Annotated in this window: 17 protein-coding genes; 9 read left to right on the top strand and 8 right to left on the bottom strand. The window is 64.6% G+C overall.

Annotation, left to right across the window (positions count from 1 at the left end; all coding sequences use genetic code 11):
* Positions 1-217: 217 nt before the first annotated feature.
* The 7 genes from lhpI (at position 218) to SJ05684_RS16445 (ending at position 9461) form a co-directional block, all read left to right on the top strand.
* Positions 218-1159, top strand: a complete 942-nt coding sequence (gene lhpI, locus SJ05684_RS16475; RefSeq protein ID WP_034852523.1) for a bifunctional Delta(1)-pyrroline-2-carboxylate/Delta(1)-piperideine-2-carboxylate reductase — start codon at positions 218-220, stop codon at positions 1157-1159.
* A gap of 127 nt (positions 1160-1286) precedes the next feature.
* Positions 1287-2513: an ABC transporter substrate-binding protein gene (locus tag SJ05684_RS16470; protein WP_034852524.1), complete on the top strand. Its 1227-nt coding sequence runs from the start codon at positions 1287-1289 to the stop codon at positions 2511-2513.
* Entirely contained in the window at positions 2497-4203 is a 1707-nt protein-coding gene (locus SJ05684_RS16465; RefSeq protein ID WP_034852525.1) for an ABC transporter permease, read from the top strand. The genes SJ05684_RS16470 and SJ05684_RS16465 overlap by 17 nt, the downstream gene beginning before the upstream one ends.
* Complete coding sequence (locus tag SJ05684_RS16460) at positions 4204-4887, top strand: ATP-binding cassette domain-containing protein (RefSeq protein ID WP_034852527.1); 684 nt, start codon at positions 4204-4206, stop codon at positions 4885-4887. It begins immediately after the preceding gene.
* Complete coding sequence (gene hrpB / locus SJ05684_RS16455; protein ID WP_034852529.1) at positions 4887-7346, top strand: ATP-dependent helicase HrpB; 2460 nt, start codon at positions 4887-4889, stop codon at positions 7344-7346. The genes SJ05684_RS16460 and hrpB overlap by 1 nt, the downstream gene beginning before the upstream one ends.
* 166 nt (positions 7347-7512) lie before the next feature.
* On the top strand, positions 7513-8802 hold the full coding sequence (locus tag SJ05684_RS16450; RefSeq protein WP_034852531.1) for an ActS/PrrB/RegB family redox-sensitive histidine kinase: 1290 nt from the start codon (positions 7513-7515) through the stop codon (positions 8800-8802).
* Between the two features lie 77 nt (positions 8803-8879).
* A complete protein-coding gene (locus tag SJ05684_RS16445) occupies positions 8880-9461 on the top strand; it encodes an ActR/PrrA/RegA family redox response regulator transcription factor (protein ID WP_034852534.1) in 582 nt (193 codons plus the stop codon).
* On the opposite strand, the gene SJ05684_RS16440 is transcribed toward SJ05684_RS16445, so the two are convergent.
* The gene (locus SJ05684_RS16440) at positions 9462-9995 is read right to left on the bottom strand and encodes an MmcB family DNA repair protein (protein WP_050979934.1); all 534 of its coding nucleotides are present in this window, start codon (positions 9993-9995) and stop codon (positions 9462-9464) included.
* 185 nt (positions 9996-10180) lie between these two features.
* On the opposite strand from SJ05684_RS16440, the gene SJ05684_RS16435 reads away from it, so the two are divergent.
* Positions 10181-10855 carry a L,D-transpeptidase gene (locus SJ05684_RS16435; protein WP_034852536.1) on the top strand — a complete coding sequence of 225 codons (675 nt, stop codon included), beginning with the start codon at positions 10181-10183 and terminating at the stop codon, positions 10853-10855.
* Between the two features lie 108 nt (positions 10856-10963).
* Here SJ05684_RS16435 and SJ05684_RS16430 read toward each other — a convergent pair whose 3' ends face one another.
* The 7 genes from SJ05684_RS16430 to hslV form a co-directional block, all read right to left on the bottom strand.
* Entirely contained in the window at positions 10964-13135 is a 2172-nt protein-coding gene (locus SJ05684_RS16430; protein WP_034852538.1) for a malate synthase G, read from the bottom strand.
* A gap of 156 nt (positions 13136-13291) precedes the next feature.
* On the bottom strand, positions 13292-15295 hold the full coding sequence (locus SJ05684_RS16425; protein ID WP_034852540.1) for a hydantoinase/oxoprolinase N-terminal domain-containing protein: 2004 nt from the start codon (positions 15293-15295) through the stop codon (positions 13292-13294).
* A gap of 124 nt (positions 15296-15419) precedes the next feature.
* On the bottom strand, positions 15420-16820 hold the full coding sequence (locus tag SJ05684_RS16420; RefSeq protein ID WP_034852580.1) for a cytochrome P450: 1401 nt from the start codon (positions 16818-16820) through the stop codon (positions 15420-15422).
* A 170-nt stretch (positions 16821-16990) separates the two neighbouring features.
* Positions 16991-17941, bottom strand: coding sequence for a DUF1402 family protein (locus SJ05684_RS16415; protein WP_034852542.1), 951 nt, complete (start codon positions 17939-17941; stop codon positions 16991-16993).
* Positions 17942-18139: 198 nt separating this feature from the next.
* Positions 18140-19444: an ATP-dependent protease ATPase subunit HslU gene (gene hslU, locus SJ05684_RS16410; RefSeq protein WP_034852544.1), complete on the bottom strand. Its 1305-nt coding sequence runs from the start codon at positions 19442-19444 to the stop codon at positions 18140-18142.
* Entirely contained in the window at positions 19444-19962 is a 519-nt protein-coding gene (locus SJ05684_RS16405; protein WP_034852546.1) for a GNAT family N-acetyltransferase, read from the bottom strand. The genes hslU and SJ05684_RS16405 overlap by 1 nt, the downstream gene beginning before the upstream one ends.
* Positions 19952-20509 carry an ATP-dependent protease subunit HslV gene (hslV, locus tag SJ05684_RS16400; protein ID WP_050979935.1) on the bottom strand — a complete coding sequence of 186 codons (558 nt, stop codon included), beginning with the start codon at positions 20507-20509 and terminating at the stop codon, positions 19952-19954. The genes SJ05684_RS16405 and hslV overlap by 11 nt, the downstream gene beginning before the upstream one ends.
* Before the next feature lie 319 nt (positions 20510-20828).
* Here hslV and hisB point away from each other — a divergent pair, with 319 nt between their 5' ends.
* Positions 20829-21437: an imidazoleglycerol-phosphate dehydratase HisB gene (gene hisB / locus SJ05684_RS16395; protein WP_034852548.1), complete on the top strand. Its 609-nt coding sequence runs from the start codon at positions 20829-20831 to the stop codon at positions 21435-21437.
* Positions 21438-21460 lie beyond the last annotated feature (23 nt).

Raw genomic sequence — 21460 nt, 5'->3', positions numbered from 1 at the left:
TGATAATCCCTTGAAAAGACCGGCTATTTTCATCTTGCGAGAAATTTGCGCCAAAATGCAACCCTCAGTACCGGCGAAAGATTGACCTGGCGGTTAAATTTTCGAAAATCCGTCCTGGCAGACCTCCATGCCCGAACAGCCACAAGACCTGACCCACTTTTCCCTGCCCGAGAAAGGCTGCTAGTGTCACCGGGTATTCGCGGAAGGAGAACCAAAAATGCTGGTACTGGATGCCGCCCAGACGCGCGCGGCGCTGCCCTGGGATCGCCTTGTTGAGGCGCTCGGCGACATGTTTGCAAACGGCTGTGTCATGCCCGTTCGTCACCATCACGGTGTGGAGGTACCGGGTGAGCCGGATGCGACGCTGCTCCTGATGCCGGCCTGGCAGCCGGGCGCCTATATCGGCGTGAAGATGGTTTCGGTGTTCCCGGGCAACCAGACGCGGGGACTTCCGGCGATCTACGGCAGCTATCTGCTGTCTTCCGGCAAGACCGGGGAACTGTTGGCGATCATCGACGGCGGCGAACTCACCGCCCGGCGCACCGCCGCGGCTTCCGCGTTTGCGGCCCGGTACCTCGCGCGCCAAGATGCGAGCCGGCTATTGATGGTCGGCACAGGGCGGCTGTCCACGAACCTCATCGAGGCCTATGCCTCCGTACGCCCGATCCGCCAAGTGGCCATCTGGGGACGCGACCCAAAGAAAGCCGAAGCGACCGCGCACGAGCTCGATCTCCAGGGCGTCGAGGTCTCGGTTGCAAGCGACCTCGAAACGGCCGCCCGCGAGGCGGACATCGTCTCCTGCGCGACGCTCTCCACCGAGCCGCTGATCCGCGGCGACTGGCTGAAATCGGGCGCCCATCTCGACCTCATCGGCGCCTTCAAGCCCAGTATGCGGGAGTCGGACGATGAGGCAGTCAGTCGTGCCAACGTCTTCGTCGACACGCGCGAAGGCGCCCTCAGCGAAGGCGGCGACATCGTCCAGCCGCTGCGTGCCGGCGTGATCACGGAAGATGCGATCCGCGCCGATCTCTTCGAGCTCGCGCGGGGCAAGCATCCCGGGCGCACCGCACCCGACGAGATCACCCTCTTCAAGTCGGTCGGCGCGGCTCTCGAGGATCTCGCCGGCGCCGTGCTCGCCTTCGAGGCAAGCCGGGCGTAGGCTTTGCAAGGGATTCGTCGCACCGGCCGGCCACCTCACCGAATCGTGACGGCTGCCATCGGCAACCCGGATTGACGCCCACTATCAGGGCCTTACCCTCGCCGGCAGCAAAGGGGAGCGGAACGACATGGTCGAATGGGCAGGGAAAATCGCCGCGGCACTCCTATTGGCGTGCGCAGTTGCGGGCGGTGCGGTCGCCGCCGATCCCGGCAATTGGGACAAGGTCGTCGCCGAGGCCAAGGGCCAGACGGTCTACTTCAACGCCTGGGGCGGTTCCGAGACCATCAACGCCTATATCGGGTGGGCGGGCGAGGAGATGAAGGCCCGCCATGGCGTCTCCGTAGTCCATGTGAAGCTCGACGATACGGCAAAGGCAGTGGCGACGGTCGTCGCCGAGAAATCGGCGGGCAAGGATGACGGCGGCTCGGTCGATCTCATCTGGATCAACGGCGAGAACTTCGCGGCGATGAAGAGGCAGGGCCTGCTCTTTGGGCCCGATTGGGCGACGAGATTGCCGAACTGGCGCTATGTCGATCACGAGACAAAGCCGACGGTGCTAACCGACTTCACCATCCCGACCGAGGGGCTGGAAAGCCCCTGGGGCGGCGCAAAGCTCGTGTTCTTCTACGATTCGGCCCGCACCGAAGCGAACGAACTGCCCGACTCGGCCGAGGAACTGCTGATATGGGCTAAGGCCAATCCGGGGCGTTTCTCCTATCCGCAGCCGCCGGACTTCATCGGCTCGAGCTTTCTGAAACAGGTGCTCATCGAACTGATCGACGATACGGGCAAGCTGCAGAAACCGGTCGACGAGGCGATGTTCGCCGCTGATACTGCCCCCCTCTTCGCCTATCTCGACCGCTTGAAGCCGCTGTTGTGGCGCCAAGGCAAGGCCTATCCGCAGAACTATCCGGACATGAAGCAGAAGCTTGCCGACGGCGAACTCGACATCATCTTCGCCTTCAACCCGGCGGAGGCCTCGTCGGCGATCGCGAATGGCGAGCTGCCGGAGACGGTGCGCTCCTTCGTTTTTTCCGGGGGTACGCTTGGCAACACGCATTTCCTCGCCGTCCCCTACAATGCGACGGCGAAGGCGGGCGCGCTGCTCTTTGCGAATTTCCTGCTTTCGCCGGAGGCGCAGTTGCACAAGCAAGATCCGAAGATCTGGGGCGATCCGACGGTTCTTTCTCTGGGTAAGCTTCCGACAGCAGATCGATCCGCCTTCGAAAATCTCGACCTGGGTGTGGCGACGCTCAAGCCCGATGAGCTCGGACCGGCCCTCGAAGAACCGCATCCCAGCTGGATGACGCGCATCGAGGCTGAATGGATCCGGCGTTATGGCGCCCCCAACTGACACGGGCGCACACCCTCTCTTCGACGCGAACCGGCTGCTCGTCCTCATTCTCGGACTGCCGGTGCTTGCCGGCGTGGCGGGAGTTGCCCTGCCCGCCTTTGGCTATCTCCCCGCGCTAGGGGAAGCCCGGTTCACGCTGGACCATTTTGCCGAGCTTGCGAGCCAACCGCATATCCTGCGCTCGGCGCTCACGGGGCTTGTCGCCGGCCTGGTAACAACATCGATTTCGGTCGCGATTGTCGGCGCCTTCCTGGCGGGATTCGCCGGCACGCCGGTCTTTTCGCGCATCCAGCACCTGGTTTCGCCTCTGCTGGCGGTGCCGCACGCCGCCGCCGCCTTCGCGCTCGCTTTCCTGATCGCGCCCTCGGGCTTTTTGCTTCGGCTGATCTCGCCCGAGCTGACGGGCTTCGCCCGGCCGCCGCAATGGCTGGTGCCGAACGATCCGCTCGCGCTCTCGATGATCGCGGGGCTTGTCGCGAAGGAAATTCCCTTTCTCTTTCTGGTCGCGCTCGCGGCCTTGCCACAGCTTCCGCTTCGCCGATCGCGACAACTGACCGCGGCGCTCGGCCACGGCCATGTAAGCGGGTTTCTCGTCACCCTCTGGCCTGCCCTCTACCGGCAGATCCGGCTCGCCGTGTTTGCGGTACTCGTCTATTCCGTTTCGGTGGTCGACGTCGCCATCATTCTCGGGCCGCAACTGCCGGCGACCTTGCCGGTGCGCATCGCCCAGTGGACGGCGGATCATGAACTCAGCGCGCGTTTTCTCGCTTCGGCTGCCGCCATGCTGCAGCTTGCCGTCGTCGGTATGGCGATCGCATTGTGGTTCGCGGTCGAACGGCTCGGCAGGATCGCGCTTGTCCGAATGACCGCAACCGGACGGCGTTTTCGAAATGACGGCGCGTTGCGGCTTGCATCGGCGGTCGCTATGGCCACCTCGGCCGTTCTCATTTTCTTGGGGCTTGCTGCTCTCGGTCTCTGGTCGGTCGCGGGCCTTTGGCCCTTTCCCGATAGCTTACCGATGCATATCACGCCACGAATCTGGCTTCGCAGCCTGCCGCAAATCGGGCCGCCGCTTCGCGCCACGATCGCGCTTGCAGTCTCCGCAGCCTCGCTCGCCCTGCTCATTGCCATCCTGCTTCTCAACCGGAACGGCGCCGCAGCGCGCGGCAGCAACGGAATAGGCTACAAATCGCTCTATCTTCCCCTGCTGCTGCCGGAGATCAGTTTCATTTTCGGCCTGCAGGTCCTCATCCTCGCCGCTGGCTTGAAGCCCGCCTTTGCGACGGTGATTGCGGCACACTTCCTGTTCGTGCTGCCCTACGTGCTGCTATCGCTCTCCTCGCCGTGGCGTGCGCTCGACCCGCGCTTCGAGCAAATCGCCGCCGGCTTCGGCAAGTCCCCTTTGCGAATCCTGATCACGGTGCGCCTGCCGATGCTCTTCCGGGCCTGCCTCACCGCCTTTGCCGTCGGGTTTTCGGTGTCCGTCAGCCTTTACCTGCCGACGCTGCTCATCGGCGCGGGACGAGTGACGACGATTGCAACCGAGTCGGTCGCGCTGGCCTCCGGCGGCGACCGGCGAGTCATCGGAGTCTACGCGCTCGTCCAGGCGCTTCTGCCTTTCCTCGCATTTCTCCTTGCGTCGCTCGGGCCGCAGTTGCTATTTCGCAACCGGCGCGCCATGAGGACGTGAATGCAGGACTTCGCCAGGGCCAACTCCCCAACCAGGTCGAAATCGCTGATGCTGTCGGATGTTCGGATCCGGCTCGCGGGGCGGACGCTGCTTGCGCTCTCGGCAACGGTGATGCCGGGCGAGATCCTGACCGTAATGGGCCCCTCCGGGTCGGGCAAGTCCACCTTGCTAGCCTTTGCCGGCGGGTTTCTCGATCCGGCATTCGAGGCCAGTGGAAAGGTGCTGATCGGCGACGAGGATCTGACCGGGCTTGCGGCCAACCGGCGCCATGCGGGCATCCTGTTCCAGGATCCGCTGCTCTTTCCCCACTTGTCCGTTGGCGGCAACATTCTGTTCGCCATCCCGCAATCGGTCAGCGGCCGCCGGGCACGACGCGAACTGGCCGAGCAGGCACTGGACGAGGTCGGGCTTGCCGGCTTCTTCGATCGCGATCCGGAAACGCTCTCCGGCGGCGAGAAGGCCCGCGTCGCCCTGCAGCGCGTGCTCATCTCGGCGCCGCGTTTCCTGCTGCTCGACGAGCCCTTCTCGAAACTCGACACGGCACTTCGCCAGCAGACGCGCGACCTCGTCTTTTTCAAGGCGAGGGCTTCCCGATTGCCGGCCGTTCTCGTTACCCATGACGAGGCCGACGCGGAAGCCGCCGGCGGCCTGGTGATCGAGATCGGACGCGAGGGAGACGGCTGATGCGACTGCTTCCGCCCCTTCCGGTTCGCGAGATACTGCCCGCGCTCGGCGGAGCACTCGATCATGCGCGGTCGGTCGTGCTCTCGGCGCCGCCCGGCGCCGGCAAGACGACGCTGGTACCGCTCTTCCTCCTCGACCAGCCTTGGGCGAGAAACGGCAAGATCATTCTGCTCGAGCCGCGCCGCCTTGCGGCACGGGCTGCCGCAGGCCGCATGGCCGAACTCCTCGGCGAAAAGCCTGGGGAGACCGTGGGCTACCGCATGCGGCTCGACAACCGCATTTCCGCAAAAACGCGGATCGAGGTGGTGACCGAAGGCGTCTTCACCCGCATGATCCTGGACGATCCCGAGCTTTCCGGCGTTTCAGCCGTTCTTTTCGACGAATTCCACGAGCGATCGCTCGACGCCGACTTCGGTCTCGCGCTGGCGCTCGACGTGCAGTCGGCCTTGCGCGAGGATCTGAGGATCATCGTCATGTCGGCGACGCTCGACGTGGAGCGCGTTTCGGAACTGCTCGGCAACGCACCCGTGCTCAAGAGCGAGGGCCGCAGCTTTCCGGTGGAAATCCGCCACGAGACGAGGAACCTGTCCGAAAGCGTCGAGGACGCAGTGGTGCGCACGATCACCGAGGCGCATCGCTCCGAAGCGGGCTCGATCCTCGCCTTCCTGCCCGGCCAGGCCGAGATCACCCGCACGGCGGAGCGGCTTTCCGGACGCTTTGGCAACAACACCATGGTCGTGCCGCTTTACGGCAATCTCGGCCAGAAGGAACAGGATTCGGCAATCCGGCCGGCACCACCGGGCACGCGCAAGATCGTGCTTGCGACATCGATTGCCGAGACCTCGATCACCATCGACGGAGTGCGCATTGTCATCGACAGCGGCTTGCAGCGGCTGCCGGTATTCGAAGCCTCGACGGGGATCACACGGCTGGAGACCGTACGCGTTTCGCGCGCATCCGCCGACCAGCGGGCCGGGCGCGCCGGGCGAACCGAGCCGGGCATCGCGATCCGGCTGTGGCATGCGGGGCAGACGGCAGCGCTTGCCGCCTTCACCCCGCCGCAGATTCTCGCGAGCGACCTTTCCGGTCTGCTGCTCGATCTCGCCCATTGGGGCGTTGCCGATCCGTCATCGCTTGCCTTCCTCGACCCGCCGCTGGAGGCGACCCTGCGCGAGGCACGCGGCCTGCTCGTCGCCCTCGGCGCGCTCGATGTCCAAGGCGCGCTGACGCCGAGGGGTCGCAGGATCCGCGACCTCGCGCTGCCCGTGCGGCTCGCCGCCATGGCGGTCTCGGCCGCCGAGGAGAACCAGGCGGCGGAAGCCTGCCTCATTGCCGTGATGCTGACCGAGCAGGGTCTCGGCGGCAACGGTCTCGACATCGAAGAACGGCTGCGACGCTTCCGAAGCGATCGCGGCGAAAGGGCTGAAGCGGCCCGCGGGCTCGCCAGACGCATGGCCGCGGGCCTCGGCGGGGCAAGGACCAATGGCGCGCGCGCCCTGCCGGGCCCGCTGCTGATGCACGCATTTCCCGATCGCATTGCGCTTCAGCGTGGCGGCCGCGGCCGCTTCGTGATGGCCAATGGACGCGGTGCGGAGGTGCCGGAAACCGAAAGGCTGGCGGCGGCCGAAATGCTGGTGGTCGCCGACCTGACGGGACGGGCGGGTGCGCAGCGGGTCCTTGCCGCCGCAGAGATTAACCGGGCGGAGGTCGAAGTGCATATGCCCGAGGCGATCGTCCGCGAGGAGCAGAGCTTTTTCGACCGGACGAGCCGGCAGGTGCGCGCCCGGCGGGTGACGCGGCTCGGCGCCATCATCTTCGAGGAGGCACCAATGCCCCGACCGACCGGCGAGGCGGCCGCAAGGGCGCTCGCCGACGGCGTCCGACAATTGGGGCTGGCTACACTTTCCATTCCGAAGGATGTGCAGCAGCTGCGCGACCGCATCGGTTTCCTGCACCGTTCGATCGGCGAGCCCTGGCCCGATATGTCCGATACGGCACTTCTCTCCCGCCTCGAGGAATGGTTCGTCCGCTTTCAAGGGGAAGCCGGCGGCATCGACGGCATCAAAGGGCGCGACCTTGCCGAAGGCCTTCTCTCCCTCGTCCCCCATGATCTCCAGCGCGACCTCGGGCGGCTCGCACCGACACATTTCGAAGCGCCGACGGGCCAACGGCACCCCATCCGTTACGAGGGCGACGAGCCGCTCCTGTCGATCCGCGTACAGGAACTCTTCGGACTGAAGACGCATCCGACGATCGGCAATGGCCGGCTGCCGCTGCTTCTCGAGCTGATCTCACCCGGCCACCGCCCGATCCAGACCACCCGCGACCTGCCGGGCTTCTGGGCCGGCTCCTGGAAGGATGTGCGCGCGGACATGCGCGGACGCTACCCGAAACACCCCTGGCCGGAGGATCCCGCCAATGCCGCGCCCACGACGCGGGCGAAGCCGCGCGGCACGTAGAGCATGCAATAAGCAGATTTTCATGGGTTCACCCACGATTATCGGGTTTAGATTCCTCCGCAGGTTCTGATCGCAAATCGTGGGCGCTTTTGCGGAACCTGCTTAGGACTGGTCTATCGTCCCGGTCTAGCGATAAACTTGAGCTGCAGCGCGCGAAAGGACCGGCATGGCGGCAATGGCACTCGACAATCTCAACGGCAATCGCAGCCTGCGGCTCCAGACGCTCGTGCGGCTGCGGTGGCTCGCGGTGGGCGGCCAAGCCGTGGCCGTGATCGTCACGGCATTCTGGCTGCAATTCCCGCTGCCGCTCGTTTCCTGCTCGGTTCTGATCGCAAGCCTTGCGCTGCTCAATGCCTTTCTGACGGTGCGCTATCCGCCGACGCACCGGCTGACGGCGCCGGCCGCCTTCGCGCTGCTCGGGCTCGACCTGGCGCAGCTGACGGCGCTGCTCTTCATCACCGGCGGGCTTGCCAATCCCTTTGCGCCGCTTCTTTGCGTGCCGGTGATCATCTCGTCTGCCTCGCAGCCGAAGCCGCACAGCATCGTTCTGGCGGGCTTCGCGGTCATCGGCATCACGGCCCTTGCCTTCTCCCCTTTCCCGCTGCCGTGGTATCCCGGAACCGTGTTGCTGATGCCGAGCGTCCTGACGATCGGCATCTGGTTTGCCATCGTCTCGATGACGGCCTTCGCCGCCTTCTACACCTATCGCGTTTCGCTCGAGGCAAGCGAGCTTTCCGAAGCGCTGACGGCAACCGAGCTCGTGCTGCAGCGCGAAAAGCACCTGTCGCAGCTCGACGGCCTCGCCGCCGCCGCCGCTCATGAGCTCGGCACGCCGCTTGCGACGATCAGCGTCGTCGCCAAGGAGATGGAACGGGAGCTTGGCGACGACCCGCGCTTCGGCGAGGACGTCCACCTGTTGCGCAGCCAAAGCGAGCGCTGCCGCGATATCCTGAAGCGGCTGACGACGCTCTCGTCGGAAAGCGAGGAGCACATGCGGCTTCTGCCGCTCTCCTCGCTGATCGAGGAGGTGATGGCGCCGCACCGCGAATTCGGGATCGAGATCAAGCTCGTGGAGAAGGGAGACCGCGCCGGCGAACCCGTCGGCGCCCGCAATGCCGGTATCCTCTACGGTCTCGGCAACCTTCTGGAAAACGCCGTCGACTACGCGCGGAAGGCCGTGATCGTTACGGTCGAGCACACCGCCGAGCGGGTGAAGGTGACGATCGAGGACGACGGCGACGGTTTCGCACCGGACATCCTGGCGCGGATCGGCGAGCCCTATGTCACCCGGCGGCAGAAGGAAGATAGCGCCGGCGGGCTCGGGCTCGGCCTTTTTATCGCCAAGACGCTGCTCGAGCGATCCGGCGCCCGGCTGCGCTTCGAGAACGGCAATCCGGGCGCCCGCGTCAGCGTCGAATGGCCGCGCGCGCTGATGGAGACGAAACTGGCCAAGTGATCTGCGGCGGATTATTGAAGACAGGGGCGAAAAAACCACGTAATTTCAACGGGACCGCAGGGCTCGAGGGTTGAAGAATGACGGACAAATCAACGGGTGGACAAAGCACGCAGTCGGATGCCGAGCTGATCGGGCCCGACAGGACGCTCCTGATCGTCGATGACGACGGGCCTTTCCTGCGGCGGCTCGCACGCGCCATGGAGGCACGCGGCTTCACGGTCGAAATTGCCGAATCGGTCGCCGAAGGCATCGCCAAGGCGAAGGCGCAGCCGCCGAAACATGCGGTCATCGACCTGAGGCTCGGCGACGGCAGCGGGCTCGACGTGATCGAGGCGATCCGCGGGCGCCGCGACGACACGCGGATGATCATGCTGACCGGCTACGGCAACATCGCCACGGCCGTTAACGCGGTTAAGCTCGGTGCGGTCGACTATCTCTCGAAGCCGGCGGACGCGGACGACATCTTCTCCGCCCTGGTGCAGCGTTCAGGCGAGCGGGTCGAGCCGCCGGAAAACCCGATGTCGGCCGACCGCGTCCGCTGGGAACATATCCAGCGCGTCTACGAGATGTGCGAGCGCAACGTCTCGGAAACCGCGCGGCGCCTCAACATGCACCGCCGCACGCTGCAGCGCATCCTGGCGAAGCGGGCGCCGAAATAATCAGGTTTCCACATCACGGCTGCCGGCGACGATGCCGCGAATCGATTCGCCGAGTTCGCCGTTTCTCTCCGCAGCCCATTCGGCGAGCATCAGGCGCTGTGCCGCCACCCGGGCAAAGGCCTGGGTGACCGATTTGCGCGTCGCGGCGGCCAGGCGATGTTCGGGGGCGTCGCGCAGCATATGTGCTTCGTAGCCGTCGGAAAGCATGAGCCCGCATTCCTCCGGAAAGATGTCGAGCGGCACCTCCGCATGAGTCGCAAAGAACAGCCGGTCGCAATGCAGCCGGTAGTCCGGCCATTTGCGGTCGACGCGAAAATCCTCGATAGAGGTCTTGATCTCGACGATCCAGATCTCGCCCTTCGCAGACAGCGAGATGAGGTCCGCCCGCCGGCCACTCGCGAGGGTCAGTTCCGGCAGCACGGCATGACGCATATCGGCAAGCAGGCGCTGCACGCCGCGGCGCACCTTCAATGCCCGCTCCGACTGGCGCCCGTCGGCGAGCGGATTGTCGCCATGGATCGATAGAATCGTCATCGTTCGACTTCGGCGCAAGGCGCCGCTCCGCCGCTTGTTGCAAAAAAGCAATCGTCGCGGAATTTACACTTTACGGCCGAATTGCGGCGCCTCCGTCCCTTGCTAAGCACCATGCAATCGCAAATAAGCTGACGGCCGGACACCCTCCTCCCGTCCTTCCTTACCCTTCCTTGTACGAGACCCTCATGCGCTTCCGCAACGCTCTCCTTTTGTGCAGTCTGGCGGCGACTGTCCTCATCGCCGGCTGCTCGCAAACCACGTCCACCGCCGGCTCCTCCTCCGAGGGCGAAAAAGTGGCGACGAATCAGATCTTTACAAGCAATTATGGCGCGGTCGAGGACCACGGCTATCCCTTGCCGGCGATCCCGATCGACCGTCTCGACAAGCGCTTCCATCGACAAATCGTTGAGTATCGGACGAAGGAGCGCCCCGGTACCATCATCGTCAACACGCCGAATCGCTTCCTCTATTACGTGCTGCCGGGCGGCAAGGCGGTGCGCTACGGCATCGGCGTCGGCAAGGCCGGCTTCGCCTGGGAGGGCGAGGCCTATGTCGCCTGGAAGCAGGAATGGCCGACCTGGCATCCGCCGAAGGAGATGGCCGAACGCAAGCCGGAAGTCGCCAAATATGTCGAGGAGGGCATGGGCCCGGGGCTCAGCAACCCGCTCGGCGCCCGGGCGCTCTACCTCTTCAACGAGGAAGGGCGCGATACGCTCTTCCGCCTGCACGGCACGCCGGAATGGTCCTCGATCGGCACCGCCGCGTCGTCCGGCTGCATCCGGCTGATGAACCAGGACATCATCGATCTCTATGCACGGGTTCGCCCGGGCCGCAGCGCACGCGTTATCGTGCAGCAGTAATGGCATCCCCGCTGCGACCTGTCGCCGGCAATAGAGATGTTCCCTCACCCTAGCCCTCTCCCCGGATGCGGGGCGAGGGGACGGGTCGGAAACCGCCCGTACTCTTCTTCACGCCCCCTGCTTCGCCTTCTGTTCCAGGCGCCGGCGATGGAGCACCGGTTCGGTATAACCGTTCGGCTGTTCGCGCCCCTTGAGCACGAGGTCGAGGGCGGCCTGGAAGGCGATCGATTCGTCGAAGCGGCCGGCCATCGGCTGGTAGTTCGGATCGGCGGCGTTCTGCCGGTCGACGATCGCCGCCATCCGCCTCATCGTCTCGACGATCTGCGCCTCGGTGACGATGCCGTGATGCAGCCAATTCGCCATGTGCTGTGAGGAGATGCGCAGCGTCGCGCGGTCTTCCATCAGGCCGACATCGTTGATGTCCGGCACCTTCGAGCAACCGACGCCCTGATCGACCCAGCGAACGACATAGCCGAGAATGCCCTGCGCATTGTTGTCGAGTTCGCGCTGGATTTCCTCCTCGGTCCAGTTCGGCCGCGCCGCCACCGGCACCGAGAGGATGTCCGCGAGCCTGGCGCGGGGCCGGCTCTTGAGGCTCGCCTGGACCTCGGCAACGTCGACGCGATGGTAATGGGTCGCATGCAGCGTCGCGGCCGTCGGAGAGGGAACCCAGGCCGTGTTGGCACCCGCCTTCGGATGGGCGATCTTCTGTTCGAGCATCGCCGCCATCAGGTCCGGCATGGCCCACATGCCCTTGCCGATCTGCGCGTGGCCGGAAAGCCCGCATAGAAGGCCGATGTCGACGTTCCAGTCTTCGTAGGCGGCAATCCAGGCCGCCTGCTTCATGTCGCCCTTGCGGATCATCGGACCGGCTTCCATCGAGGAGTGGATTTCGTCGCCGGTACGATCGAGGAAGCCGGTATTGATGAAGACGATGCGTCCGCGCGCGGCGCGGATGCATTCCTTGAGGTTGACGGTGGTGCGCCGCTCCTCGTCCATGATACCCATCTTCATCGTATTGGCCGAAAGTCCGAGTGCGGCCTCGACACGCGCAAAGATATCGCAGGCGAATGCCACTTCGTCGGGACCGTGCATCTTCGGCTTGACGACATACATCGAGCCGGCGCGCGAATTCGCCCGGCGGCCGTTGGGGCCGATGTCGTGCAGCGCGATCAGTGCGGTGACCATCGCGTCCATGAGGCCTTCGGGGACCTCGCCTCCGTCGCGGTCGAGGATCGCCGGATTGGTCATCAGGTGACCGACATTGCGCACCAGCATCAGCGATCGGCCAGGCAGCGTCAGCGCTGAACCGTCGGGCCTCGTATAGACCCGATCGGGATTGAGCTTGCGCGTGAAGGTCTGGCCTCCCTTGGTGACCTCCTCCTCCAAATCGCCCTTCATCAGACCGAGCCAGTTGCGGTAGACGACGATCTTGTCCTCGGCATCGACGGCGGCGACGGAATCCTCGCAATCCATGATCGCGGTAATCGCCGATTCGACGACGACATCCGATATCTGCGCCGGATCGGCCTTGCCGATGGCCGTCTTCTCATCGAGGATGAGGGCGACGTGCAGATTGTTGCGGGAGAGCACGACCTCGGCCGGAGCATCCGCTGCACCGACATAGCCGGCGAGTTGAGCCGGATCCCGAAGGGCAGTTTTGGCGCCGTTCGCCAGCGTGACCGCCAGCGCCGCGCCCTCGATCGCAAGCCCGCTTACCTCGCTCCAACGGCCCTCGGCCAGCGGAACGCTCACATCGAGAAAATCGCGAACCCAGGCGATGACCCTTTCGCCACGAACCGGGTTATAGCTCTTGCCGCGTTCGGCGCCGTCATCCTCGGAAATCGCATCGGTTCCGTAGAGGGCATCATAGAGGGAGCCCCAGCGGGCGTTGGCGGCGTTCAGGGCGTAGCGGGCGTTCATCACCGGCACGACGAGCTGCGGCCCGGCGATCGTCGCGATCTCCGGATCGACATTGGCGGTCGAGACGGAGAAATCCGGTCCTTCGGGCAGGAGATAGCCGATCTTCCTGAGGAAGGCCTCATAACCATCCACGTCGACGGGGGCGCCGTGCTCGCGATACCAGGCATCGAGCTGAGCCTGCAGGTCATCGCGCCGGGCGAGCAGCGCGCGGTTCTTCGGCACGAGATCGTGTATGAGAGCCGACAGGGCCGAAAAGAAGTGCTCGGACTCGATACCGGTCCCCGGCATCGCCTCCTCGACCAGAAAGCGGTGCAGTCCGGCATCGATCTTCAAGCCAAATTTCTCAACGCGATCCATGCCGCAACTCCCGATTCTCGATCACCACTCAATAGCTGAAAACAGGATACATGCGGAAAATGATCGCGCACACCCGCTATCCAGGCGGGCGCAGTCTCTCATCAATTCGTCCTCTGTCAATTCTGCAAAAGTTCTAAGAATTATTTCCTGACCGGATCAGCAATGCGCGATTCGCGGCCGGCCGCTGGCGGACGCGATGAACCGCGCCTCGATCAGTTTGCGTCCGCCCTCCATCTCGGGCGCGTCGATCTCTTCCCGGAGCGTTGCCACCGGCTGCTCTGCGCCGTTTGCCCGCGCCGTTTCCAGCGCCATCGCCTCGGCCCGGATGCGGGCAACCTCGAAGGCCTCCTCCTCACCGAGGAACCGCTCGCTGACGCCCGCACCGTTGACGACGAAGATACCTTCCTCCGGTGTCGTGACGAAGACGGTCACGGTGGCGCGCACCTGGCCAACCACGGCGCCGACCGCATTCGCCACATCGGCCTCCCCGGGAATCGCCGTCTCGGTGCCGAGCATATCGGCGATCGCCGGATAATAGACGGGGGCCGAGGCGCCGAGCCCGACAAGCGGCCGGTCGAGGCGGATCGAGAAACGCACGATACCGGGCTCGCGCTTCAATGCCCGGTCGACGGCAAGCGAAGCAGCCGGATCAATCGCTCCGGCGCCGTCTTCATGGAGACAGGCCTGCAGGATCACCTCCGAGGACTGCCGCGTCAGCCGGTCGACGATCATTTCGGCAAGCTTCTTGGCCGAGGTCGCGATCGGCTGGCCCGATCCGTCCTTGCCGCGGCCGGCAAGCTCGAGACCGAGACGGGCGGCCTCGGCGTTCCATTGTGACTGGCGTCCGAGCACATGCATGGCATCGGATGGCGTCAGGCCAGAGATATGCACCAGCCCGCGTGCGACAAGTCGGTCAAGGGTGGCCCGCTGCGCCGTGGTGACGAGCAGGTCCGCGAGCGCCACCGGCACCTGCCGGATCCGGCCGTAAAGGACCTGCTCCTGCGGCTGAAGTCCGCTCGCCAGGTGATCGGGCAGGCCCGTGCGCACGGCAAAGCGGCCGTCATGGCGGCCGGCATGGGGCGAGCGCAATTGCTTCTCCAGTACGGAGAGAACCGCCTCGCCATGGAGATGGGCAGCCAGGCTCAAGGGCAGGAAACGGCGGGGTCCAAGCTCGAATTTTGCTTTCAGGCCGCGATCATTGATCCGTACTTCCGAATCGCCGCCGAGACCGAAGGTGCGCATCGCAACCGCCTCGACCATCGTGCGGAATCCGCCGACGACGGCCCCGTCCGCATCGAGCCGCGGCCGGCCGCCCTCGAGAACGGCGACATCCGTCGTCGTACCGCCAATGTCGGAAACGACGGCGTTTTCGAGACCGGTCAAATGCCTGGCGCCGACCAGGCTCGCCGCCGGGCCGGAGAGTATCGTCTCGATCGGCCTCAGCCTCGCTTCGGCGGCGGAAATGAGGGCGCCATCGCCGCGCACCACCATCATCGGTACGTCGATGCCACGCGCTTTCAGGAAATCCTCGCAGGAGCCGATCAGCCGGTCGATCATCGAGACAAGGCGCGCGTTGAGCAGGGTCGTCAGCGCCCGGCGCGGGCCGCCGAGCTTCGAGGAAAGCTCGTGGCTGCAGGTAACCGGCAGGTGCGAGACCTCGCGGATCCGCTCGCGCACGCGCTTCTCGTGGTCGGGGTTGCGCACGGCGAAATAGCCGGCGATCGCAAAGGACGACACCTGCCGGCTGAGTTGCGGCAGCGCCTCGTCGAGCGCGCGCATGTCGAGCGGCGTCTCACCGCCATGGACGTTGTGGCCGCCCGGCAGAAACAGAACCGGATCCGAGCCGAGCGCCTCGATGAGCCCGTCGCGCTTCAGGTCTTCCGGCCCGAAGCCGATCATGACGAGGCCGGCGCGGCCGCCTTGTCCCTCGACCAGCGCATTTGTTGCCAGCGTCGTCGAGAGCGAGACGAGGCTGATCGCCGAAACCGGGGCCTGCGCCTTCTGCAGGACGGCCTCGACCGCCCCGGAAATACCCACGGCAAGGTCGTGCCGCGTCGTCAGCGCCTTTGCCTTGGCTACGACGCCCGTTGCTTCGCTGAAAAGGACGGCGTCGGTATAGGTTCCGCCGGTGTCGATGCCGAGAAGAAGGTGCGCGGTCAATTTCTGCTCAGTCCATGTTGAGAGCCGGGTGAGCCCGGGAGAGAAGGGGATCGGCCGGTGATAGGACAAATTGGCGGGTTTGACCACCGTGTGACGGACATCCGCTGTCGCAGGTACACTGAGATTATCGCGCGCGAAGCGTTACCTGCATCGGCAGCCCGCCTTTCGGCTGGGTCGTCAACCGCTGCACCGGCCAAGGATCGGTCGCCTCGGTCGGATCGAAACGGAAGCGGCGCATGAGCACGGCAATGGCGATGATCGCCTCCTGCAGCGCGAAGGTCGCACCGATGCAGACGCGCGGTCCCGCGCCGAATGGCAGGTATTGGAAGCGGTTGATCTTTTCACGGTTTTCCGGAAGGAAGCGTTCGGGCATGAACGCGCGCGGCTTCTGCCAATAAAGCGCATGGCGGTGCAAGGTCCAGGGCATGATCAGCACCGATATGCCCTTGCGGATCGCCACATGCTCGCCCTCGGGCGAGGTCCACTCGTCCTCCTCGATCGCCGCGCGATTGATCGAGGGTGCCGGCGGATAGAGCCGGAGCGCCTCCTCGAAGGCGGCAAGCACGTGCGGCATGCGCCCGAGCCAGTCGACGGGATCGGCACCGCTTGCGAAGACCACATCGATTTCCCGCTCCATGATCTCGCGATAGGCCGGCGTATTGGCGATGCAATAGAGGCACCAGGCGAGCGCGCGCGCCGTCGTCTCGTGGCCGGCGCCGATGAAGGTCAGGATATTGTCCTCGATCTCGTCGGTCGAAAGGCCGTCCGGCCCTTCGAGCTGCAGCAGCAGCGTCAGGAAATCGTTCGGCACGCTTTCGGGCTCCTGCGCCATCCGCCGCCGGCGTTGCGCCATGGTCTCCGAGACGACGCCGCGGAAGCGGTCGAGCACCTTCCGTCCGCCGATCCGGGTCAGCCGCGGCACCCATTTCGGTGCGACAAGGAGGTCCATCGGATCGACGCGGCCCATCCGCTGCAGCAATTGCTCGACATTGGCGGCGAAGCCTTCCTTTTCGACGGCGATTTCGCCGGAAAACAGCGTCTCGGCAAGGATCTCGAAGGTGAGTTCCGTCATGTCGACGGCGATATTGCTGACGAAGGGCTCCGACGCGGCGCGCTCATAGCGCTCGACGAAGGTTTCCGAGACCCGCAGCATCTGGCCGGCAAAGCCCTTGGCGTGGCGCGGCGTGAAAACCGGCGCCATGGCCTTGCGCGACCGCCTCCAGACCTCCCCCTCCGCCGTCAAGAGCCCATCGCGCAGGATCGGCCGGAGGATCAGCCGCCGCACCTCCGACATTTCATAGTTGGCGGCGTTCTCGACGAGGATGTAGCGGATGAGACCGGGATCGTTGACGATCAGCGTGCGCTGATTGATGAATTTCGTCTCGATCCAGGGCAGCGTGTAGGACGGCTCGCCCCAGAGCTCGAGCGGGTTTCGAAGCACAGTGCGGATGATCTGCAGTCGCGAGGGGATGCCGGTCCGCGGGACGGGCGCGGGCGGCTCGAAGGGCTCCGGGCGCGTGTCCATGACGAGGTGCCTTTCCTGATCGCCGACTGCCGCAATTGAAGGTGCTGCAGCAGCCTTCGCGCGTCTGAGCAGACGTGCGGGCTTTGTCAGCGTTTCAGCTTTTGGCGGCGCAATCAAGGGCCGGTTTCACGTGAAGCACGCTGACGGCGCCGGTCGCGGCGCGGTCCGGCTCAGAGCAGCGCTTCGAGCTCCGCGCGCCGGTCGTTAACGAGCCAGCCGTAGTAGTTTTCTTCCGGCCAATGCACCTCGCCGTCCGCATTCTTCGCAGCAAGGGCCGTGGCGCGCCCATCCGGATTGCCGACATTGTAGAGCGTTGCCGTGATCCCGGGATTGTTGGAGATGTCAACGCCGGCGATCGAGCGATAGACGTCGATCGAATGGCGGATGCTTGCGGCCATGTAGGCGAGCGAGACGTCGGGGTCCATGATCGCCGCGTAGACGCTGGCCGCGTTGCTTTCGTCAAGCCGGGGATATCCGGAAACGCGCGACACCATGTCCGTCAGCTTCAACGCCGTCAGCGGGTTGATCTGGCCGAGGCCGAAGGTCTGGCCGGCGAAGAAGGGCTGGAAGAACACCGCACTGAAGCGATTGTTCGGGAAGGCCTTGCCGACGACGACGCGGCCACGGAACTCGCGTTCCCATACCGCCTCGCGGCAGCTCCACAGCGCATAGGAGGTCTTCTTGTCCGCGCATGCACCAAATTGCGAGCGCTGGACGAATTCGCCGATCGACTCACCGTTATAGCCGAAGTGGAAGCTGTTGCCGGCATAGGCGGCCGCCTTGACGTAATAGGCCTGCAGGCGGTCATAGGCGTCGACGTTATAGGTGTGCTCGCCGACGATGGCGCCGATCATGTGAATGGGCGCTATGCCGTAGGCCGCCGAAATCTGCGTGATCTTGGCGATCAGGTTGCGGTCGGAGGCGAGGAGATCGCGCACCTTCTCGTACTTCGCGTCGAAAGAGGTTCGACCTGCCCTGGTGCGGCGAACGGAGGCGCCGGGAACGTCCGGCTGCTCTGCATGCCGGTTGCCTTCGGGCACCATGCGGATCTCGGCCACAGCCGGCTTGGCGACGGCGAAGCAAAGCGTGGCGATGGCGAAAAGACAAGCGGTGAGACGCACGATCTGTATTCCTGTGAACTTCTTTCCCGGAGGGACCCGATCCGGTCGGCGCGGGCCGCGTAAGGCAGAATAATGTCGGAATCATGCCCTGTTCCGGCTGATCGCCTTCGCTCTAGAAAAAATGCGGGCGCCTGTCGAGTGGCCGGCGCCCGTACCATCGAGCGATGAGCGGCTTTTCGCTGAAAGCCGGCAGAAAGGTCACAGAATGTAGCGCGACAGGTCGGTGTTGGCCGCAAGGTCGCCCACATGTTTGCGGACATATTCCGCGTCGATCATCATGGTGTGACCGCCGCGATCCGGCGCGTCGAAGGAGATGTCGTCCAGGACGCGCTCCATCACCGTCTGCAGCCGGCGGGCGCCGATATTCTCGACATTGGCGTTCAGCTGGACGGCGACTTCCGCAAGCGCGTCGATCGCATCCTCGGTGAAGTCCAGGACCACGCCCTCCGTCTCGAGCAGCGCCTTGTACTGGCGGATGAGGCTGGCCTCGGTTTCCGTCAGGATGCGGCGGAAGTCCTCCTTGGTCAAAGCACGCAGCTCGACCCGGATCGGCAGACGGCCCTGCAGTTCCGGCAGCAGATCCGACGGCTTCGAAACATGAAAAGCGCCGGACGCGATGAAGAGGATATGGTCCGTCTTCACCGGCCCGTATTTCGTCGCGACCGTCGTGCCTTCGACCAGAGGCAGCAGGTCCCGCTGGACGCCTTCGCGCGAAACGCCGGCGCCGAAGCCGCCCTCGCGGGCCGCGATCTTGTCGACCTCGTCGAGGAAGACGATACCGTCGTTTTCAGCCGAGGCGACCGCCTCACGCTGGATCTGCTCAGTGTCGAGCAGCTTGTCGGATTCGTCGTTGATCAGGATCCCGTAAGATTCCTTGACCGTCGTCTTGACCTTCTTCGTCCTGCCGCCGAGCGCCTTGCCGAACATTTCCGACAGGTTCAACACGCCGATATTGGCACCTGGCATGCCTGGAATCTCCAGCGTGCCCGGCATGCCCGCGTCGGCAATATCGATCTCGATCTCCTTGTCGTCGAGCTCGTTGGCACGCAGCTTCTTGCGGAAGGAATCGCGCGTCGCCGGGGAAGCCGTCGCGCCGACGAGCGCATCCAGCACCCGCTCTTCCGCATTCTGGTGCGCCTTCGCCTTCACTTCGGCCCGCTTTTTCTCGCGCACGAGCGCGATGCCGACCTCCACAAGATCGCGCACGATCTGCTCGACGTCCCGGCCGACATAGCCGACCTCGGTGAACTTGGTGGCCTCCACCTTGATGAAGGGGGCGCCGGCGAGCTTGGCAAGGCGGCGGGAAATCTCGGTCTTGCCGACGCCGGTCGGGCCGATCATCAGAATGTTCTTCGGCATGACCTCGTCGCGCAGCTCGTCGCTGAGCTGCTGCCGGCGCCAGCGGTTGCGCAGGGCGATCGCCACCGCGCGCTTCGCGTCCTTCTGGCCGATAATGTAGCGGTCGAGCTCCGACACGATTTCTCTGGGTGAAAAGTTGGTCATCAATTCCTCTCAAACTCGGTCCGCGTCAGCTCCATCAGGAGGGTCCGGCCGGACTCGTCTATCCATTCGCCGAAGGGTACGAAACCGGCCTTCGTATAGGCTCTGACCGCGCGGTGGTTGCCGGCATCCGGGTCGATAACGATACGCTCGGCACCTTTCTCGAACAGCCTAGCCGCGAAGGAACGGAGCGCGAGCGCGGCAACGCCTTTGCCGGTCATTTCGGGCGGGCCGACGAAGATGTCGACGCCGGACGTGTCGGCCGAAAGTTCGCCCGCCCAGGCTTCGTCGTCATATTGCGAGGGGATCCAGGATTGGATGTAACCGGCCGGTTCACCTTCGATATGGAAGATGAAACCATCGACCTCTCCCGTCTCACAACCGTCGCGGATCAATCCGAGTTCCACATCCGGGTCACCCCACCATTGGCGGACATGCGGCTCCGACAGCCAGGCAAGGAGCATCGGCAGGTGGCGCTCGGCCATCGGCTCGAAACTCACCTCTGCCCGGTCAGTCGGCATCCAGTGTCTCCACAACGATGCTGTGGTTGGTGTAGACGCAAATATCGCCGGCGATTTCCAGTGCGCGCCGGGCAATCTCTTCCGCAGATTTGTCACTGTCCATCAGGGCGCGCGCAGCCGCAAGCGCGTAATTCCCGCCCGAACCGATGGCGATCGTCCCGTGCTCCGGCTCGAGCACGTCGCCGTTGCCGGTAATCGCCAGCGTCAACGATCTGTCGGCAACCAGCATCATGGCCTCGAGGTTCCGCAGATACTTGCTGGTGCGCCAATCCTTGGCAAGTTCCACGGCCGCACGCATCAGCTGGTCGGGATATTGTTCGAGCTTCGCTTCCAGGCGCTCGAGAAGCGTGAAGGCATCCGCCGTTGCGCCGGCGAAGCCGGCAATCACGTCGCCCTTCAAGAGACGACGGACCTTGCGCGCATTGCCCTTCATGATCGTCTGGCCAAGGCTGACCTGGCCGTCGCCGGCCATCACCACCTTGCCGCCCTTGCGCACCGTGATGATGGTGGTCGCGTGCATCGTTCCGTAGGGATTGTGTTCGCTCATGTGAAACTACCTGTTGGCCCCGCGGATCCGGGGCGTTGCAGCCCGACCCGGGCCTGGTTGCTTGGGGCCTATGTAAGTCGGCTCGCCACAATTGCAAATGCGCCGCCCCGCCATTCCCTCCCTGGCTTTGCATCCGGGCCTGGGCCGATCGAATTTCCGTTGCAGTTCTGGATATTTCGCGCCCCGCCTGATATGGAGCGGCTCTTACAGCGACGCGCGTCCTATCAGACGCGCAAAGGTCGATGTACCACATTGAATCGCTGCACGCTCCGTTGCCTCTTGTGCACTTTTCGGGGTCGAGCGCAGACAGGAGAGCCTGATGGCAGACGTCATGCCCAGCCGAACCGGCCAGGTTTCGCGAAAGACGAACGAAACGGACGTTTCCGTCTCCGTCAATATCGACGGAACGGGCGCGTCGAAGGTCACGACCGGGGTTGGCTTCTTCGATCACATGCTGGATCAGCTTGCGCGCCATTCGCTGATCGACATGGAGATCAGCACAGAGGGCGACCTGCATGTCGACGACCACCACACCGTCGAGGATACCGGCATTGCGATCGGCCAGGCAATCGCCAAGGCGCTCGGCGATCGCCGCGGCATCACGCGCTATGCCTCGATCGACCTAGCCATGGACGAGACGATGACCCGCGCCGCCGTCGATGTTTCGGGCCGGCCCTTTCTCGTCTGGAATGTAGCCTTCTCCTCGCCCAAGATAGGCACCTTCGACACGGAACTCGTGCGGGAGTTCTTCCAGGCTTTCGCCCAGCACGCCGGCATCACGCTGCATGTGCAGAACATCTACGGCGCGAACAACCACCATATCGCCGAAACCTGCTTCAAATCCGTCGCCCGCGTGCTTCGCACCGCAACCGAAATCGACCCGCGCCAGGCTGGACGCGTTCCCTCGACGAAGGGGACGCTCGCCTGAGCCGGCTAAATACTGGTTTGAAG

Source organism: Sinorhizobium sojae CCBAU 05684, from assembly GCF_002288525.1.
Taxonomy (GTDB): domain Bacteria; phylum Pseudomonadota; class Alphaproteobacteria; order Rhizobiales; family Rhizobiaceae; genus Sinorhizobium; species Sinorhizobium sojae.
This window is presented reverse-complemented; position numbering and strand designations above follow the sequence as displayed.

What these genes read in the sequence shown, in the direction of transcription:
- lhpI (WP_034852523.1), top strand. Translation starts at nt 218, where the DNA reads ATGCTGGTACTGGATGCCGCCCAGACGCGCGCGGCGCTGCCCTGGGAT.
- SJ05684_RS16470 (WP_034852524.1), top strand. Translation starts at nt 1,287, where the DNA reads ATGGTCGAATGGGCAGGGAAAATCGCCGCGGCACTCCTATTGGCGTGC.
- SJ05684_RS16465 (WP_034852525.1), top strand. Translation starts at nt 2,497, where the DNA reads ATGGCGCCCCCAACTGACACGGGCGCACACCCTCTCTTCGACGCGAAC.
- SJ05684_RS16460 (WP_034852527.1), top strand. Translation starts at nt 4,204, where the DNA reads ATGCAGGACTTCGCCAGGGCCAACTCCCCAACCAGGTCGAAATCGCTG.
- hrpB (WP_034852529.1), top strand. Translation starts at nt 4,887, where the DNA reads ATGCGACTGCTTCCGCCCCTTCCGGTTCGCGAGATACTGCCCGCGCTC.
- SJ05684_RS16450 (WP_034852531.1), top strand. Translation starts at nt 7,513, where the DNA reads ATGGCGGCAATGGCACTCGACAATCTCAACGGCAATCGCAGCCTGCGG.
- SJ05684_RS16445 (WP_034852534.1), top strand. Translation starts at nt 8,880, where the DNA reads ATGACGGACAAATCAACGGGTGGACAAAGCACGCAGTCGGATGCCGAG.
- SJ05684_RS16440 (WP_050979934.1), bottom strand. Translation starts at nt 9,995, where the DNA reads ATGACGATTCTATCGATCCATGGCGACAATCCGCTCGCCGACGGGCGC.
- SJ05684_RS16435 (WP_034852536.1), top strand. Translation starts at nt 10,181, where the DNA reads ATGCGCTTCCGCAACGCTCTCCTTTTGTGCAGTCTGGCGGCGACTGTC.
- SJ05684_RS16430 (WP_034852538.1), bottom strand. Translation starts at nt 13,135, where the DNA reads ATGGATCGCGTTGAGAAATTTGGCTTGAAGATCGATGCCGGACTGCAC.
- SJ05684_RS16420 (WP_034852580.1), bottom strand. Translation starts at nt 16,820, where the DNA reads ATGGACACGCGCCCGGAGCCCTTCGAGCCGCCCGCGCCCGTCCCGCGG.
- hslU (WP_034852544.1), bottom strand. Translation starts at nt 19,444, where the DNA reads ATGACCAACTTTTCACCCAGAGAAATCGTGTCGGAGCTCGACCGCTAC.
- SJ05684_RS16405 (WP_034852546.1), bottom strand. Translation starts at nt 19,962, where the DNA reads ATGCCGACTGACCGGGCAGAGGTGAGTTTCGAGCCGATGGCCGAGCGC.
- hslV (WP_050979935.1), bottom strand. Translation starts at nt 20,509, where the DNA reads ATGAGCGAACACAATCCCTACGGAACGATGCACGCGACCACCATCATC.
- hisB (WP_034852548.1), top strand. Translation starts at nt 20,829, where the DNA reads ATGGCAGACGTCATGCCCAGCCGAACCGGCCAGGTTTCGCGAAAGACG.